The sequence below is a fragment of the Gallibacterium anatis DSM 16844 = F 149 genome, from assembly GCF_000379785.1.
In the GTDB taxonomy this organism is placed as follows: Bacteria; Pseudomonadota; Gammaproteobacteria; order Enterobacterales; family Pasteurellaceae; genus Gallibacterium; species Gallibacterium anatis.
Genome location: NZ_KB903674.1, coordinates 40,541 through 54,149, shown reverse-complemented (window position 1 = coordinate 54,149; position 13,609 = coordinate 40,541). Strand labels below are relative to the sequence as shown.

At 41.6% G+C, this 13,609-nt stretch carries 16 protein-coding genes and 1 pseudogene; 6 read left to right on the top strand and 11 right to left on the bottom strand.

Annotated features, from left to right (window positions below; all coding sequences use genetic code 11):
- Window positions 1–2 precede the first annotated feature (2 nt).
- Together A3EO_RS0101765 and A3EO_RS12535 are read left to right on the top strand one after the other, a co-directional pair.
- On the top strand, window positions 3–713 hold the full coding sequence (locus A3EO_RS0101765) for an IS3 family transposase (protein ID WP_018345734.1): 711 nt from the start codon (window positions 3–5) through the stop codon (window positions 711–713).
- Window positions 714–730: 17 nt separating this feature from the next.
- Entirely contained in the window at window positions 731–1,150 is a 420-nt protein-coding gene (locus A3EO_RS12535; RefSeq protein WP_018345733.1) for an alpha/beta hydrolase, read from the top strand.
- 173 nt (window positions 1,151–1,323) lie between these two features.
- On the opposite strand, the gene A3EO_RS0101755 is transcribed toward A3EO_RS12535, so the two are convergent.
- The 3 genes from A3EO_RS0101755 to A3EO_RS0101740 all read right to left on the bottom strand — a co-directional run bounded on the left by A3EO_RS0101755 (window position 1,324) and on the right by A3EO_RS0101740 (window position 2,967).
- Entirely contained in the window at window positions 1,324–2,121 is a 798-nt protein-coding gene (locus tag A3EO_RS0101755; protein WP_018345732.1) for a DUF4198 domain-containing protein, read from the bottom strand.
- A gap of 193 nt (window positions 2,122–2,314) precedes the next feature.
- Complete coding sequence (locus tag A3EO_RS0101745; protein WP_018345730.1) at window positions 2,315–2,494, bottom strand: ATP-binding cassette domain-containing protein; 180 nt, start codon at window positions 2,492–2,494, stop codon at window positions 2,315–2,317.
- A gap of 62 nt (window positions 2,495–2,556) precedes the next feature.
- Window positions 2,557–2,967: a MerR family transcriptional regulator gene (locus A3EO_RS0101740; RefSeq protein WP_018345729.1), complete on the bottom strand. Its 411-nt coding sequence runs from the start codon at window positions 2,965–2,967 to the stop codon at window positions 2,557–2,559.
- A 96-nt stretch (window positions 2,968–3,063) separates the two neighbouring features.
- On the opposite strand from A3EO_RS0101740, the gene A3EO_RS0101735 reads away from it, so the two are divergent.
- Window positions 3,064–3,699 (top strand): cation diffusion facilitator family transporter, encoded by a 636-nt coding sequence (locus A3EO_RS0101735; protein ID WP_018345728.1) that lies wholly within the window; start codon window positions 3,064–3,066, stop codon window positions 3,697–3,699.
- Window positions 3,700–4,029 (top strand): DMT family transporter, encoded by a 330-nt coding sequence (locus A3EO_RS0101730; protein ID WP_018345727.1) that lies wholly within the window; start codon window positions 3,700–3,702, stop codon window positions 4,027–4,029. It begins immediately after the preceding gene.
- Window positions 4,030–4,070: 41 nt separating this feature from the next.
- Here A3EO_RS0101730 and A3EO_RS0101725 read toward each other — a convergent pair whose 3' ends face one another.
- From A3EO_RS0101725 to hchA, 4 genes and pseudogenes are all read right to left on the bottom strand, one after another.
- Window positions 4,071–5,048: an NAD(P)H-quinone oxidoreductase gene (locus A3EO_RS0101725; RefSeq protein WP_018345726.1), complete on the bottom strand. Its 978-nt coding sequence runs from the start codon at window positions 5,046–5,048 to the stop codon at window positions 4,071–4,073.
- Complete coding sequence (locus A3EO_RS0101720; protein WP_018345725.1) at window positions 5,035–5,694, bottom strand: NAD(P)H-binding protein; 660 nt, start codon at window positions 5,692–5,694, stop codon at window positions 5,035–5,037. The genes A3EO_RS0101725 and A3EO_RS0101720 overlap by 14 nt, the downstream gene beginning before the upstream one ends.
- 27 nt (window positions 5,695–5,721) lie before the next feature.
- Window positions 5,722–6,748: pseudogene (locus A3EO_RS0101715) on the bottom strand (LLM class flavin-dependent oxidoreductase).
- Window positions 6,749–6,861: 113 nt separating this feature from the next.
- Window positions 6,862–7,728 carry a glyoxalase III HchA gene (gene hchA / locus A3EO_RS0101710; RefSeq protein WP_018345724.1) on the bottom strand — a complete coding sequence of 289 codons (867 nt, stop codon included), beginning with the start codon at window positions 7,726–7,728 and terminating at the stop codon, window positions 6,862–6,864.
- 136 nt (window positions 7,729–7,864) lie between these two features.
- Here hchA and A3EO_RS0101705 point away from each other — a divergent pair, with 136 nt between their 5' ends.
- Window positions 7,865–8,773, top strand: a complete 909-nt coding sequence (locus tag A3EO_RS0101705) for a LysR family transcriptional regulator (RefSeq protein ID WP_018345723.1) — start codon at window positions 7,865–7,867, stop codon at window positions 8,771–8,773.
- Window positions 8,774–8,826: 53 nt separating this feature from the next.
- Here the strand turns inward: A3EO_RS0101705 and A3EO_RS0101700 are convergent, their stop codons facing one another.
- Entirely contained in the window at window positions 8,827–10,041 is a 1,215-nt protein-coding gene (locus A3EO_RS0101700) for a sodium/glutamate symporter (RefSeq protein ID WP_018345722.1), read from the bottom strand.
- Between the two features lie 184 nt (window positions 10,042–10,225).
- Between A3EO_RS0101700 and A3EO_RS0101695 the strand changes: the two genes are divergently transcribed.
- Window positions 10,226–11,143, top strand: coding sequence for a lactate/malate family dehydrogenase (locus A3EO_RS0101695; protein ID WP_230587129.1), 918 nt, complete (start codon window positions 10,226–10,228; stop codon window positions 11,141–11,143).
- 67 nt (window positions 11,144–11,210) lie between these two features.
- Here A3EO_RS0101695 and A3EO_RS0101690 read toward each other — a convergent pair whose 3' ends face one another.
- The 3 genes from A3EO_RS0101690 to A3EO_RS0101680 form a co-directional block, all read right to left on the bottom strand.
- Window positions 11,211–12,368, bottom strand: a complete 1,158-nt coding sequence (locus tag A3EO_RS0101690) for an iron-containing alcohol dehydrogenase (RefSeq protein WP_018345720.1) — start codon at window positions 12,366–12,368, stop codon at window positions 11,211–11,213.
- Between the two features lie 188 nt (window positions 12,369–12,556).
- On the bottom strand, window positions 12,557–12,946 hold the full coding sequence (locus A3EO_RS0101685) for a RidA family protein (RefSeq protein WP_018345719.1): 390 nt from the start codon (window positions 12,944–12,946) through the stop codon (window positions 12,557–12,559).
- Window positions 12,939–13,607, bottom strand: coding sequence for an HAD family hydrolase (locus A3EO_RS0101680; protein ID WP_202898880.1), 669 nt, complete (start codon window positions 13,605–13,607; stop codon window positions 12,939–12,941). Before A3EO_RS0101680 ends, A3EO_RS0101685 begins: the two co-directional genes overlap by 8 nt.
- Window positions 13,608–13,609 lie beyond the last annotated feature (2 nt).

Sequence of the window (13,609 nt, the reverse complement as noted above, 5' to 3'; positions counted from 1 at the left end):
AGATAAAGGCATTATTTGATGAAAGTCGTGGTTCAGCCGGAAAGCGGACGTTAAAAGCGAGATTAAAAAGTAAGGGTATTGAGGTAGGATTAGCCTTGATTCGACAGCTGATGAAACAGCAAGGATTAGTCAGTAAACAGCCGCAAAAACGTTGGCGGACAGGCACGTCAGAGCAAGCGTCCACGTTGTTTAATAATGTGTTAAATCGGCAATTTAGTCCATGCGCTGACANAACGGTGTTATGNGGTGATACCACCTATTTGAAGGTNCAGGGGGAATGGCATTATTTNGCAATCGTGATGAACCTGGCGCAGCGTCAAGTGGTTGGTTGGCGATTGCAGAAACAGCACGATTCAACGTTAGTGGTGGAGGCATTAAATCATGCGATGCTGACAACGGAAAGAACGAGGAAGATGTTGTTTCACTCAGACCAAGGCAGTATTTATGGGAGTGNGTCATTTATACGATGTGTGAAACAGCATGGTTTGATACAAAGTATGAGTCGCCGAGGAAATTGTTGGGATAATGCACCGATGGAACGNTGGTTTAGGAGTTTTAAATATGAATGGATGTTAAANGGCGGTTATTCTTCATTAGATGAAGCCAAGGAAGATATTAAACAGTATGTGTTTTACTATAACAGGGTGAGACCGCATAGCTATAATCAGGGATTACCGCCAGTTTTAGCGAAAAAACCTATTAGGGACTGCTGATTTAGTGGATCACTACAATGGCACAAGCGGTCGAATTTGTGCGCAAAAATGCCAAAATGTTACAAGTCGATCCTAACAACTATTCCGTATGGGGAGCATCTGCTGGGGCAAGAATGGCAGCCTATATAGGCTCATACGGCACACAAGCGTTTGGCACAACACAAAACTCCAAGCCCAACAGCGTGATTATGCTCTACACAGGACACAACGATTACAACCGCCAAGGCGAACCAGCAACCTTTGTTGCTATCGGCGAACAAGACGGCATCGCATCACCAAATGTGATGAAACGCCGTCTTGAAAAACTCAACGAAATGGGCGTGCCAACAGAATTTCATCTTTATAAAAATCTTGGGCACGGTTTCGCATTAGGCACGGGAACAACAGCAGAAGGCTGGGAAAAACAGGCTGTTAAATTTTGGCAACAGCAACGTTAATATTTACAAGCAGTTGGATAAGTAAATAGTTTTAAACCCTATTGTATTCAGATGCAGTATGTTCCTATATTTTAGGGATAATTTAAAAACAGCTTTTGCTATAAATAGTCCTTAATTTACTACAAATTACAGCTTAAATAAGGGGCGTTTTGATCCGCCCCACGAGAATAAAATTATTTGTTCACTTTAAAGGTATAAGTGCTATAAAGTTTACGTTTTTGGCACACTTTTTGATCTGGGTAATCCATTTCATAAATTGCCTTGATTTTCCAAGTGCCTGCTAAGGCAGGAATGAAATTCACTTTGCCTTGTGCGTCCGTTTTACCAGAGAAGGCTTGTGGTTCACGGTGATCGTAAACGGCTTTCTCATCGAGTTTGGTAAATTCGTTGGTTGTGCCGATCACGCTCACGCCTTTCGCTGGCTGACCTTGATACAACACTTGTACGGGGAAAACATCCATTGGGCTTAGCGTGGTTGGATCAACCAATGGCACAATTTCCAATGGTAATCCCACTGGAGCAATGGCGAAATCGCTCACATCAACACCTGTGTTCACATAGGTTGAAGCGAACATACTGGATTCTTCGCAGTAATTGGCATCTTTCATTTGAGTGAGATTTTCACGCTTCCAGCCGTTGTCATTTTTCGACCAAAATGTCGGTTTATAGCTGCCCGAAATTTTGTATTCCGCTTTCGCCAACGGGCTGGTGGTTACATAGTGAAAATTTTCGCCCTTTTGGGTGAGGGTAGTGCTTTTGCCGTCCGCACTGTGCAACACCAGCGGGTTTAAAATATTTAAACGCCCCTCAGCAATTTTTTCCCCTTCAGGAAAACGATCGCCATAGCCAAGCACCGCAAGCAAATCTTTGCCCGCTTCCGCTCGTTGTGCATATGCCCATAAATCGTGTGCCTGCCCTGCTAGAGGGAACGCCAAGCCACATACTAAGGCGAGATGAGTCAGTTTTTTCATTTGATGCCTCCTATTTTGTAAATAAAAAACGTGGAATTTTCTGACCGCACTTTTCTACCTCTTATTTTCAAAGTGCGGTGTAAAATTCCGCCATATTACCGTTCAATTTCAACCGTTGAAAGCAAACGGCGATAACTTTTTTAGCTTTCGGATCAATGTGTTGCATAACAGCGAGGCTGTGCCAATAACATTGCTAGCCACTCACGAGAGTGTTCGCCACCTGCTGACGGGCAAGGATCTTAATTAACGTGGATTTCCCTGAGCTATTTGCTCCGATAATGCCGTAAATTTTTCCTGTGTTGAATTGCAATGAAATAGAGTGCAACAACACTTTCTCAGGTAAGGTGAATGACACTGCATTTAATTCAAACACTGTATTTTTCCTATGGTCTAACGAGCAAGGGGGATGGATTTTAATTGATAACGGTTATCATTTCAATATATATTTTGTACTTTGATATTTCCAACCTCTTCTAATCCAGAAATGGCTTTGCACTCGTCTTCATTGTGTTCTTCTTGACAGCTTAACTGTTTCAAAAATGTCTGAATTTCCAATAATTGTTGGATTTTTTGTTCTACCTGTTCTAGCTGTTTTAATATGATTTGATCGGCGTGATAATGTTCTGTCGGTTTATGACGAAGCTGAATAAGCTGTTTAATATCTTCCAAAGAAAAACCTAATGAACGACAGGATTTAATGAATTTCAATAATGAAAGGCTTGCTTGATCATAATAGCGATAACCATTGCTACCGCGTTGAGGTTCGGGTAATAAGCCCGTTTTTTCATAGTAACGGATGGTTTCTAGATTAATGCCACTGAGTTTGCTGATTTCGTGAATTTTCATATTAAATAACCTTTATGAAAAGGATTGACTCTGTAGTCGCTACAGACTTTATAGTATGTCGCAAATGAAGAATCAAGCATTTATAGAGGCTTAAAAATGAGCAATCATTTGCATCACGATCATCACGATCATCACGATCATCACGATCATCATCATATTCCTAAAAATAAGACCATTCTGGTGATAAGTCTTGTGATTATTGCTGGCTATATGCTGGTGGAGTTTTTGGGCGGATACTATTTCCACAGTTTAACCTTAATGGCGGATGCCGGACATATGGCAAATGACACGCTTTCGTTGTTGCTAGCGTTAGTTGCGCTGTTTTTAAGTGAAAATATGCAAAAACGGTTTGCGGTATTGAACGGTAGTTCCTTGATTTTTGTGGCATTGATGATTTTAGGGGAAGCGATTCAACGTTGGCACGCACCAATTAAAATGGAGGCGTTACCGATGCTGGGCGTTGCCGTTATCGGTTTGCTGGTGAATATAGTGGTGGCGTGGATTATGCTGAAAAGCGATCACGATAATTTAAATATTCGTGCGGCTTATTTGCATGTGCTGGCGGATCTGTTCGGATCGGTGGTGGCGATTGTTGCCGGTTTAAGTGCGTGGTTATTGGATTGGCAATGGGTGGATCTGGCAGCAAGTGCCGTTTTGAGTGTGTTGATTTTACGCAGCGGCTTATCGGTGGTAAAACAGGCAATAAAGGCATTACAGGAGAGAAGAGATTAAATGTATTGGTTGTTTTTAGGGATAGCGATTGTTGCAGAGGTGTTCGCTTCCAGTATGTTGAAAGTCAGTGATGGTTTTAGTCGATTATATCCCTCAATCGGTGTGGTGATTGGTTATGTTTTATCCTTTTATTTACTAGGTTTAGCATTGAAAGGCATTCCATTAAGTGCCGCTTATGCGATTTGGTCCGGCATCGGCATTATTTTAACGGCGGCAATCAGTGTTTTCTTTTTTGGGCAAAAAGTGGATGTTGGCGGTTTAATCGGCATCAGTTTTATCTTAATCGGTGTGATTGTTTTAAGCCTGTTTTCGCAAATGGCGAGGCATTAAGTTGAATCGAATAAAAAAGGGCAAAATCATTGCCCTTTGTTTTACGCTTCAAAAGACAACAAAATTTTGCCGATATGTGTGCCTTTATCGATCTCATCGTGAGCCTGTTTCACTTGGCTAAAAGGAAAAATTTTATGAATAATCGGTTTTTCCACATCATTATTTGCCAATTTCTGCCAAAGTTGGCTTAATAACGATTGCGCAATTTCCGCTTTTTCCGCAGTGGTGCGGCTGCGCATTGTTGAGCCGGTGATGTGCAATCTTTTCACCGCAATTTGTAATAAATCAACATCTTGAGCGATTGTGCCGCCCATAAAGCCGATCAGAAATAAGCGACCATTCTGTTTTAACGAGGCAATATTTTTTTGGAAATAATTTGCACCGACTAAATCAAGAATGGCATCAACGCCACCTTCGGCTTGGATAACTTGGCAAAAATCATCCGTTTTATAATTAATGGCGCTTGCTCCCAGTTGTTCAACCACTTTTGCTTTTTCAGCATTGCCAACAGTGGCAAAAGTGTTAATGCCTAAACTTTTTGCAATAGCGAGCGCGGTAATGCCGATACCACTGGTGCCGCCGTGAACGAGCAGTGTTTCGCCTGCTTTAACCTGTTGATGCATAAACAGATTTACCCAAACAGTAAAAAAGGTTTCCGGCAATGCCGCCGCTTCGGCTAAGCTATAATTGTTCGGCACCGGCAATGCTTGTGAGTCCGGCACAGTGCAATATTGTGCATAAGCACCGCCATCGGTTAAGGCACAAACTTTATCACCGATTTTAAATTGTGTTACTTGGCGACCGACTGCCACCACTTCGCCGGATAATTCCAACCCCATAATTGGCGTAACGCCTGCCGGCATCGGGTATAACCCTTGTCGTTGCATAATATCCGGACGATTTACACCGGCATAAGCGACTTTAACCAATAATTCATTCTCTTTCGGTTGCGGAATTTCAACCTCTTCAATAAACAGTACATCCGAATCTCCCGGATGTTTGATATTAATTTGTTTCATTTTTTTCCTTGTTATTCGCAATTTTTTGTGGTGAATAGACCATTTCTCCTAATTGTGAAGATTGAGCCTGTTCAATCATTATTTGTGCAATTTCTTTTCCTGTCATTGGGCGATAAGATTGCAGCCAATGTTTGGGCAAACAGTGAAAAAGATGTTCAAACAGTTTTTCGCCTAAACGGAAATCGTTGCGTTGCCCAATAATTAAAGATGGACGCACAATGTGCAAACTTGGGAAATGCAAATTTCTCAGATTTTGCTCAACCGTGCCTTTGGCGCGAGAGTAGAAAATTTTAGCGTGCGGATTAGCACCTAAAGCAGAGATCAGAATAAAACGTGCGACACCGGCGGCTTTCGCCAGTTTGGCAATTTCGGTCGGATATTGCACATCAACGCGTAAGAAATTTTCTTTTGTTCCCGCTTTTTTGATGGTTGTTCCTAAGGCACAAAAAACTTCATCAACTTTCGCCAGTTTTTGTTGTGAAAGTTTCTCAAAATCAATAATTTGCGTGGTTAATTTTGGATGAGAAAATGATAAAGGATGGCGTGCCCAAACAATAATGTGGGCATATCGCTCATCTTCAGATAACAGTTTAACCAACTCTCTGCCGACCACGCCGTTTGCGCCGACAATTAATGCCGTTTTCATCCTATTTCTCCTATAAAAACGCCAATATCATTGCTTATCTACAATCGTTTTCAGCATTGTGTAAGAATCTGCCTGTTTTTGCGGATCAAAGATGTAGCTTACTGCCATAATTTCATCGAAATGCACATTTTGGCGTAATTGCTGTAATTGAAACTCCACTGTTGCCGGACTGCCGATTAAAGAGCAGGCGGTCATTTGTTCAACCACCGCACGTTCCTGATGATAGATAGGAATATCGTGCAGATCGACCGGCCCGAAATGTGGGGTGCTGTTTGCTTGTGCGTGCCATTTCCAAATTTCATCGTCTGATGTAACAGGCGGCTGTAATTTCTGTTGGGCGTTAGTCACCACATTTAAGAAAAATTGGGGCGAGATGCTGCGCCTCTTCGTCAGTTGGTGCCACAATCGCATTAACGCCTAAAATGACATACGGTGTTTGTCGATATTGGGAAGGTTTAAAGTTACGGCGATAAATGTCGACTGCCATTTCCATCATTCGTGGCGCAAAGTGAGAGGCGAACGCATAAGGTAAGCCAAGCTCGGCGGCTAAATAAGCACTTTCGGTACTGGATCCTAAAATGTAAAAAGGAATGTTTAAACCGGCAGCAGGGTAAGCGGAAACCGGATTACAATCCTCAAAATAGCCTCGAAGTTCGGCGATTTCTGTCGCAAAATCAAATTGGTTACGTCCACGCCGTAAAGCGGCTGCAGTGTGCATATCAGTACCCGGCGCTCGCCCTAGACCCAGTTCAACCCGATTCGGATATAAGGTTTCTAGAGTACCGTACTGTTCAGCCACGACATAAGGGCTGTGATTCGGCAGCATTACCCCGCCGGAACCGACGTGAAGTTTGTGGGTGTTGGCAAGCGTGTGTTGAATAAGCAATGCGGTGGCAGAACTGGCTAAATTTCTGGTGTTGTGATGTTCTGCAATCCAATAACGTTCGATACCGATTTTTTCGGCGTGTTGTGCCAAGGTGATCATTGCGCCAATGGCTTGTTGGTAATTTGATCCTTCCCGAACCGGAACAAGATTGAGGATAGATAGTTTCATCAAAAACTCCTTAGTGGTTTAAACCTCGCTCATCATCAAAGTTATATCGAAGTTATAAAGAAAATAGGGAAGTCAGCGCTTCCCTACAATGTTTGTTAATATTTAATTAGGCTTTAGGCAACAGTTTTCAATAACTCTTCCGCTGCTAAAATACCAAGTGCATTTGAAGCTAACGGGCTGTCACCGGTTAATAATTTACGATCTTTATGTACTTGACCGGTAATGCCTTTGTTTAAAACTTTAACCCCTAATTTTTCTAGATTTTCTGCTACTAACCATTGTAATTTACCCGGCATATAACCGATATCCTGGTTCGCACCTTCATCTAATGCATCAGGGAATACACAAATTTCATAACCTTTAAACGGATAATCTTCCGCTTTCTCATCAATGCTTGCCGCCAATAATGATGCAGGACCGTGACATAAAGTAATAATGTGTTTATCTTGATTTAATGCCCAATTTAAAACAGATTTCACCTCTTTGCTGTGAGGAATGCCGGCTAAAACACCGTGTCCACCCGGGATAAAGACCGCAATATAAGGCGAATTTTCAGATAAGACTTCAGGCAAAATATCTGCTAGTTTTTTCGGGTTGACCAATTTTGGTAAATATTGGTTGTATAAATCCATTACAGCTTTATCTTCTTCCGGCATTGCCCAAATTTCAAGTTTGACCGGATTACCGGATAAGGTTGCAACATCAATTTCAAAGCCGGCGTGGTGCATATGCAACATTGGTAGCAACATTTCTACCGGATGGTTACCGGTTGAGAATAATTTGCCGTTTTTCATCTCGATATAACGCTCATCGGTAGCAATCATCAACACTTTATATTTACCGCCGTTGTAGGCTTTATCAAATTTAAAACCGTCAAAGTCGGTAACTTTGCTGGTGTATTGCGTTAAAGAGTAATCTGATGGGAAAAATGCGTTATGTTCCGCACGGTCAGCAACAGGTTTTTTGCTTAATTCAGTCATAATAAATCTCCAAAATAAAAGTGAAATCGTTAATACTAAACAACGGTATCGTTTTGATGGTGCGTATTCTATCGTTGTATTAAGTAATAAAAAAGGAATAAAATTGGAATAAACTATTCTAAAAAAAGGAATAATAATGAATAAATTGGAAGCACTGCGTTATTTTTGTGTTGCCAGTGAAACCCTGAATTTTAGGGAAACGGCGCAACGATTGGCGGTATCGCCGCAAGCGGTGACCAGAATGATTGCTGAATTGGAAAGTTTGTTGGGCGAAAGTCTGTTTAAACGCAATACTCGAAATATCCGTTTGACTGCGTTCGGCGAACAGTTTTTGCCGCAGGCACAGCAGTTTTTATTGGAAGAAGAGCGCTTGTTTTCGAACAATAAGCTGAATAAAAAAGCGATGCAGGGAATGGTGCGCATTACACTGCCGCCGTTGCCACTTAATCAGAGGTTATTAAGCGAACTGTTGACAGCGCTGGAACCTTATCCGGACATTGTGCTGGATTGGCAGCAGTCTGTTGATAAAGTAAAAGCCATTGATCATAAAATCGACATCGGTTTACGTCTCTGTTTGGAACCGGAGCCGCATTGGATTGTACAGCATATTTGTACTTTTCACGAGAAAATTGTTGCTTCGCCTAAATTAATTGAACGTTTGGGAGTGCCGAAAGATATTGCCGATTTGGCACAAAATTATCCATTAAGTGGTTTAATGAACCCTAAATTACAACGGATTTGGGACTGGCGAGTGAATAATGACATTCATTTTTTTCCGGCACAGACCAGATTCATCAGTAGCGATGCTGTTTATGAGTTGCAAGCTGCTTTAGCCGGCAGAACCTGCACGCAAATTATTACGCCGTTTTGTCAACCTTATCTGCAACAAGGGCAATTAGTGGAATTATTTCCGGAAATAGAAAAACAGCAGTGGCATTTATACCTTTATCGTCCGTATCAAAGTTTGGTTGCGGATCGGGTGACCTTTGTGTTTGAACAGTTAAAACAGAGTTTGCTGCGATTGTATGGCAGCGATGAAATGTAACTGTTGTGAGCAGTATAGGCTTCGCCGTTCAAGCGAAGCCTGATTTGCACAATTTATGCCATTCCCTGTGCGATATTTAAGAATAAAGTAATAATCAAGGCATTGCTGATATTACTGATAAAGCCACCGATTAACGGCACGACAAAGAAAGCGATTTTTGAATAATGATAACTTGAACAAACCGCAGTCATTGTTGCCATTGAAACCGGCACTGCACCTAAGCCGAAGCCGGAATGACCGGTGGCAATAATTGCCGCATCATAGTTTTTGCCGCAAAGGCGGAAAGTAATAAAGACACAGAACAGATAACAAAGCACCACTTGCAAAGTTAAGATAATGATTAACGGCAAGGCTAAATCTGCTAATTTCCATAATTGCATTGTGACAATGACGATAGAAACGAAAATCGCCAATGAGATCTCGCCGATAATCCCGATACTTTCATAAAGTGCTTGGTGATCACGTTTAGTGGAATCTAACACTAAGCGTAACACTAAACCGCCTAACATACTCATCACGTGAATAGGAATGTTCACTTGAGGGAAAATTGCCTGACAAAGGACAAAGAGTGTTTGACCGATACCGCACGCTAACAGCAATAAAAAGGCGGCTTGGCTGGAACGGCGATAACTGATGCGTGGCAATTTGCTGTTATCTTCTTCGTTTATCGGCTGTTCTGTACTGATTTGATCACTAAGTTGATGTTTTTGAATTAAACGTCTGCCCAAAGGCCCACCTAAAATACAGCCGGCGACCAGACCGAAGGTGGCAGCAGCAATGGCGACTTCAATTGCACCGTTTGCGCCCATTTGTTCCGCTATCGGCGCAAAGGCAGCTGCATTGCCGTGTCCGCCGGTTAATGGAATCGAGCCGGACATCAGTGCAATCAGCGGATCCATATTTAATAAAACCCCTAGCCCGAGTGATAACACGTTTTGTAAAATGGCAAGTATTGCAGCCAAAATACTGAAAATAATCACTAATTTGCCGCCTTTTTTCAGCAAGGCAAAACTGGCGGCGAAGCCCATTGCGGCGAAAAAGACGTTATAAAAGAACGTGTTGATCGTTTTATAATCAAATTTAAAGGTGAGTAGATCAAGCGAATATAAACAGGTTGTCATAATGGCGAATAATGTTCCGCCGATAACCGGTGCCGGAATACAGTATTTCTTCCAGATTGGGAATTGTTGACGGATAAATTCACCGACATAAATGGCGACCACAGACAACGCAAGTGTCTGGAACATACCAACATTAATAGTTACCATAGAAAAGCATCTCCTAGCAAAGGAATATAAAGTAAGGGGGAAATATTAGTGTTAATTAAATGTAATACAAGTGTTAATTTTAAAAAATGTGAGCTATGCCAAAAAATTTTTAACATTGCTTCGCTAAAATAGTAGCGATCAAGGTGCATTTAGGCTTGAAAATCATTGGAACAACAAGGAGAGAATGATGCGGAAAATTGGTGTTATCGGTTTAGGAAATGTCGGCGCTACGGTGGCTTACACGATTGTAACGAAAGGGCTGGCGGATGAATTGGTGTTGATAGATAGTAAGCAGGAAAAATGTACGGCTGAATACTATGATCTGTTGGATAGTTTGGGAAGATTAGAAAATTACACCAAATTAATAATGCAGGATTATCAGGCACTGGCGGATGCGGATGTGGTGATTACTGCCTTTGGTGATATTAAAGCATTGGCAGAAGGCGGAGATCGTTTTCTTGAATATCACTTTAATAAAGTACAAGCGAAACAGGTGGGCAGTGCGTTAAAACAGGTCGGTTTTAACGGCGTGATTATCAATATTTCCAATCCGTGCGATGTGATTACCGGATTGCTGCAACATCATAGCGGTTTATCAAAACAACAGGTGTTTGGCACCGGCACTTTTTTGGATACGGCACGAATGCAGCGCGCGGTTTCGCAAGCGTTAGCGCAAAATCCGCATAATATTGAAGGTTATGTCTTGGGAGAGCACGGTGAATCACAGTTTGCTGCTTGGTCAACCATAACGGTGCAAGGTGAACCGATTGTAGAAATTGCTGAAAAATTATCGCTCAATTTAGCCGATTTAGATAAAGCGGCACGTGAAGGCGGATGGTTGGTATTTAATGGTAAAAAATATACGAGCTATGCGATTGCCACTTGTGCGGTAAAATTAGCTCAAGCGGTTATTTCAGACGCTTATTTAGCTTGTCCGGTATCCGTTTATCTTGAACAGTATCAATGTTATGTCGGTTATCCGGCGGTAGTGGCGAGATCAGGCATCGTTGGGATCAGATCACTTGCACTGACCGCAGATGAACAACAATTACTGGCAACTTCCGCTAGAATGATTGCGGAAAAGACAAGGGAAGCGTTATAAAAATAATTTAATATTAAGGATTTAAGGGGCAATTTGGGATCTGCCCCTTAATAGCTTATAAACTGATTTATAACGCTAAACGCAAAATCTCTTCTGCGGCTTTAATATCAATATTTTTATGTTCGCCGAGATTTTCTGTTTTGTGTTCTTTGAGTTTGTTTAATACGCTTGGGAATTGGCTGTCATCAATGCCGTAAGCTGATAAGCGGGTCGGTGTTCCCATTTGTTCAAAGAAAGTTCGTGTTTTATCAATAGCAATACGAATCGCTTGTTCGCTGTCGTTGCCTTGATAACCCCAAACACGTTGTGCGAATTGTACCAACTTTTCTTTTTTAAATTCACGTTGATGCCACATTATTGCCGGCACTACAATCGCTAAAGTTTGACCGTGATCCAAACCGTATTGTGCTGTCAGTTCGTGACCAATGCCGTGTGAGGCCCAATCTTGCGGCACACCGACACCAAGAATGCCGTTTAATGCCATTGTTGCTGCCCACATAATATTGGCACGCACATCATAATTTTCCGGTTCTGCCAATGCTTTTGGACCTTCTTCAATCAAGGTTAAGAACACACCTTCGGCGAAGCGATCTTGAACTTTGGCATCGACCGGATAGGTCATATATTGTTCAAAAGTGTGAACGAAAGCATCAACAACACCGTTTGCGGTTTGTCTTGGCGGCAAAGAGAATGTTGTGGTCGGATCAAGCACAGAAAATTGTGGTTTTACAAATGGCGAGAAAAAGCCGAGTTTATCCTGCGTTTCTTTACGACTGACCACCGCATTGCCGTTCATTTCCGAACCGGTTGCCGGCAGTGTAAGGATTGCGCCGATTAGTAATGCGCTTTTAATGACTGTACCGTGGCTTTTCACGATCTCCCATTCATCACCTTGGAAATTCATTGCAGAAGCGATAAATTTTGTGCCATCCAACACGGAGCCGCCACCGACAGCAAGCAGAAAATCGACTTTTTCACGGCGACCAAGCTCGACCGCTTTCATTAATGTGGAAAATTGTGGATTAGGTTCAATGCCGGAAAATTCAACAATTTCAAAACCTTTTAATGCCTCCAGCACTTGATCATAAACACCATTTCTTTTAATGCTGCCGCCACCATAAGTCATTAAGATTTTTGCGCCGGCAGGAATTTGGGTTTTAATTTCAGCAATTTGACCTTTGCCGAATAACACTTTAGTTGGGAGGTGTAATGTAAAATTATTCATAAATACTCCTTGATTATTAGCATCCTTGTTAGAGGAATTGAATCATAATTCTATATTATTTGTGATGAGGCTAAATTTATTACGTCTTGTGTTTGTTATGCAAGTTATAGTAACTTAATTTTCCAAAATTGATTTTGGAATTGAGTGAGAATGGGCGGAAAAGCGGAGTGATTGCCCCGCTTTAACAGTTATTTTCTTACGGCGATCGCTTCAATTTCCAAGCCAACATCTTTCGGTAAACGTGCTACTTCAACACAAGAACGTGCCGGAAAACTTGGGTGATTATTTTGTTGGAAGAAACGTTCATATTCCGCATTGATAACGGCAAATTGGTTTAAATCTTTAACAAATACGGTTGTTTTCACAATATCAGACACTTTTAAACCTGCCTGTTCAACAATCGCTTTAATATTTTCCAATGATTGGCGAGCCTGCGCCACAATATCGCTTGGAATTTCACCGGTGAGCGGATTAACCGGAATTTGTCCTGAAGTAAGCACAAGATTACCTAAATCAACCGCTTGTACATAAGGACCAATCGCCGCCGGTGCTTTTTCTGTGTGAATAATTTTAGTCATCGTTTTTTCCTTTATTAAGAGTTAAAAGTGAATCAATACGGTATTTACCTTTTCTTTCGAGAATGGATAACAGATCTGCTATTGCTTGTTGCTGGTTCGTTACTTTAAGCGTATGAATGCCACAATGTTGAGCCGCTTCAAGATTTTCATTTACATCATCAAGGAAAAGGCAATTTGCCGCGTTGAGTTGATAGCTATCCAATAAATGCTGATAAATAGCATTATCGGGTTTAACCAGTTTTACCTGATAGGAGAGCACTTTGCCATCAATTACATCTGTGATAGGCAATAAATCGGCACTTACCAAATCATCGAAAACAGCGGATGTATTGGAGAGAATATAGAGTTTATAGCCAATATTTTTTAATTCGATCGCAATCTGTTGCAATGTTAAATAACGTTGCGCATACCTGAACCAATGAAAATAGAAGGTGGATAAACTGTCGGCATAACTGGAATTCAGTAGTGATAGACTGCTTTGATAAGCCTGTGCAGCATTAAATTCACCATTATCCTGTTTTGCCCAGATTCCGGAGGCAAAGATCGCTTGATGTAATGCCCGAATGCGATCGGGATCGGTTTCGATAAAATGGAGAAATTTATCCGGCTCCCATTCAATAAGGACATTGCCCATATCAAAAATAAGCGTGTCTATCATCATTT

Bases quoted from the DNA above. Each gene is read 5' to 3' on its own strand.
- A3EO_RS12535 (WP_018345733.1), top strand. From the start codon at position 731: ATGGCACAAGCGGTCGAATTTGTGCGCAAAAATGCCAAAATGTTACAA.
- A3EO_RS0101755 (WP_018345732.1), bottom strand. From the start codon at position 2,121: ATGAAAAAACTGACTCATCTCGCCTTAGTATGTGGCTTGGCGTTCCCT.
- A3EO_RS0101740 (WP_018345729.1), bottom strand. From the start codon at position 2,967: ATGAAAATTCACGAAATCAGCAAACTCAGTGGCATTAATCTAGAAACC.
- A3EO_RS0101735 (WP_018345728.1), top strand. From the start codon at position 3,064: ATGAGCAATCATTTGCATCACGATCATCACGATCATCACGATCATCAC.
- A3EO_RS0101730 (WP_018345727.1), top strand. From the start codon at position 3,700: ATGTATTGGTTGTTTTTAGGGATAGCGATTGTTGCAGAGGTGTTCGCT.
- A3EO_RS0101725 (WP_018345726.1), bottom strand. From the start codon at position 5,048: ATGAAACAAATTAATATCAAACATCCGGGAGATTCGGATGTACTGTTT.
- A3EO_RS0101720 (WP_018345725.1), bottom strand. From the start codon at position 5,694: ATGAAAACGGCATTAATTGTCGGCGCAAACGGCGTGGTCGGCAGAGAG.
- hchA (WP_018345724.1), bottom strand. From the start codon at position 7,728: ATGACTGAATTAAGCAAAAAACCTGTTGCTGACCGTGCGGAACATAAC.
- A3EO_RS0101705 (WP_018345723.1), top strand. From the start codon at position 7,865: ATGAATAAATTGGAAGCACTGCGTTATTTTTGTGTTGCCAGTGAAACC.
- A3EO_RS0101700 (WP_018345722.1), bottom strand. From the start codon at position 10,041: ATGGTAACTATTAATGTTGGTATGTTCCAGACACTTGCGTTGTCTGTG.
- A3EO_RS0101695 (WP_230587129.1), top strand. From the start codon at position 10,226: ATGATGCGGAAAATTGGTGTTATCGGTTTAGGAAATGTCGGCGCTACG.
- A3EO_RS0101690 (WP_018345720.1), bottom strand. From the start codon at position 12,368: ATGAATAATTTTACATTACACCTCCCAACTAAAGTGTTATTCGGCAAA.
- A3EO_RS0101685 (WP_018345719.1), bottom strand. From the start codon at position 12,946: ATGACTAAAATTATTCACACAGAAAAAGCACCGGCGGCGATTGGTCCT.
- A3EO_RS0101680 (WP_202898880.1), bottom strand. From the start codon at position 13,607: ATGATGATAGACACGCTTATTTTTGATATGGGCAATGTCCTTATTGAA.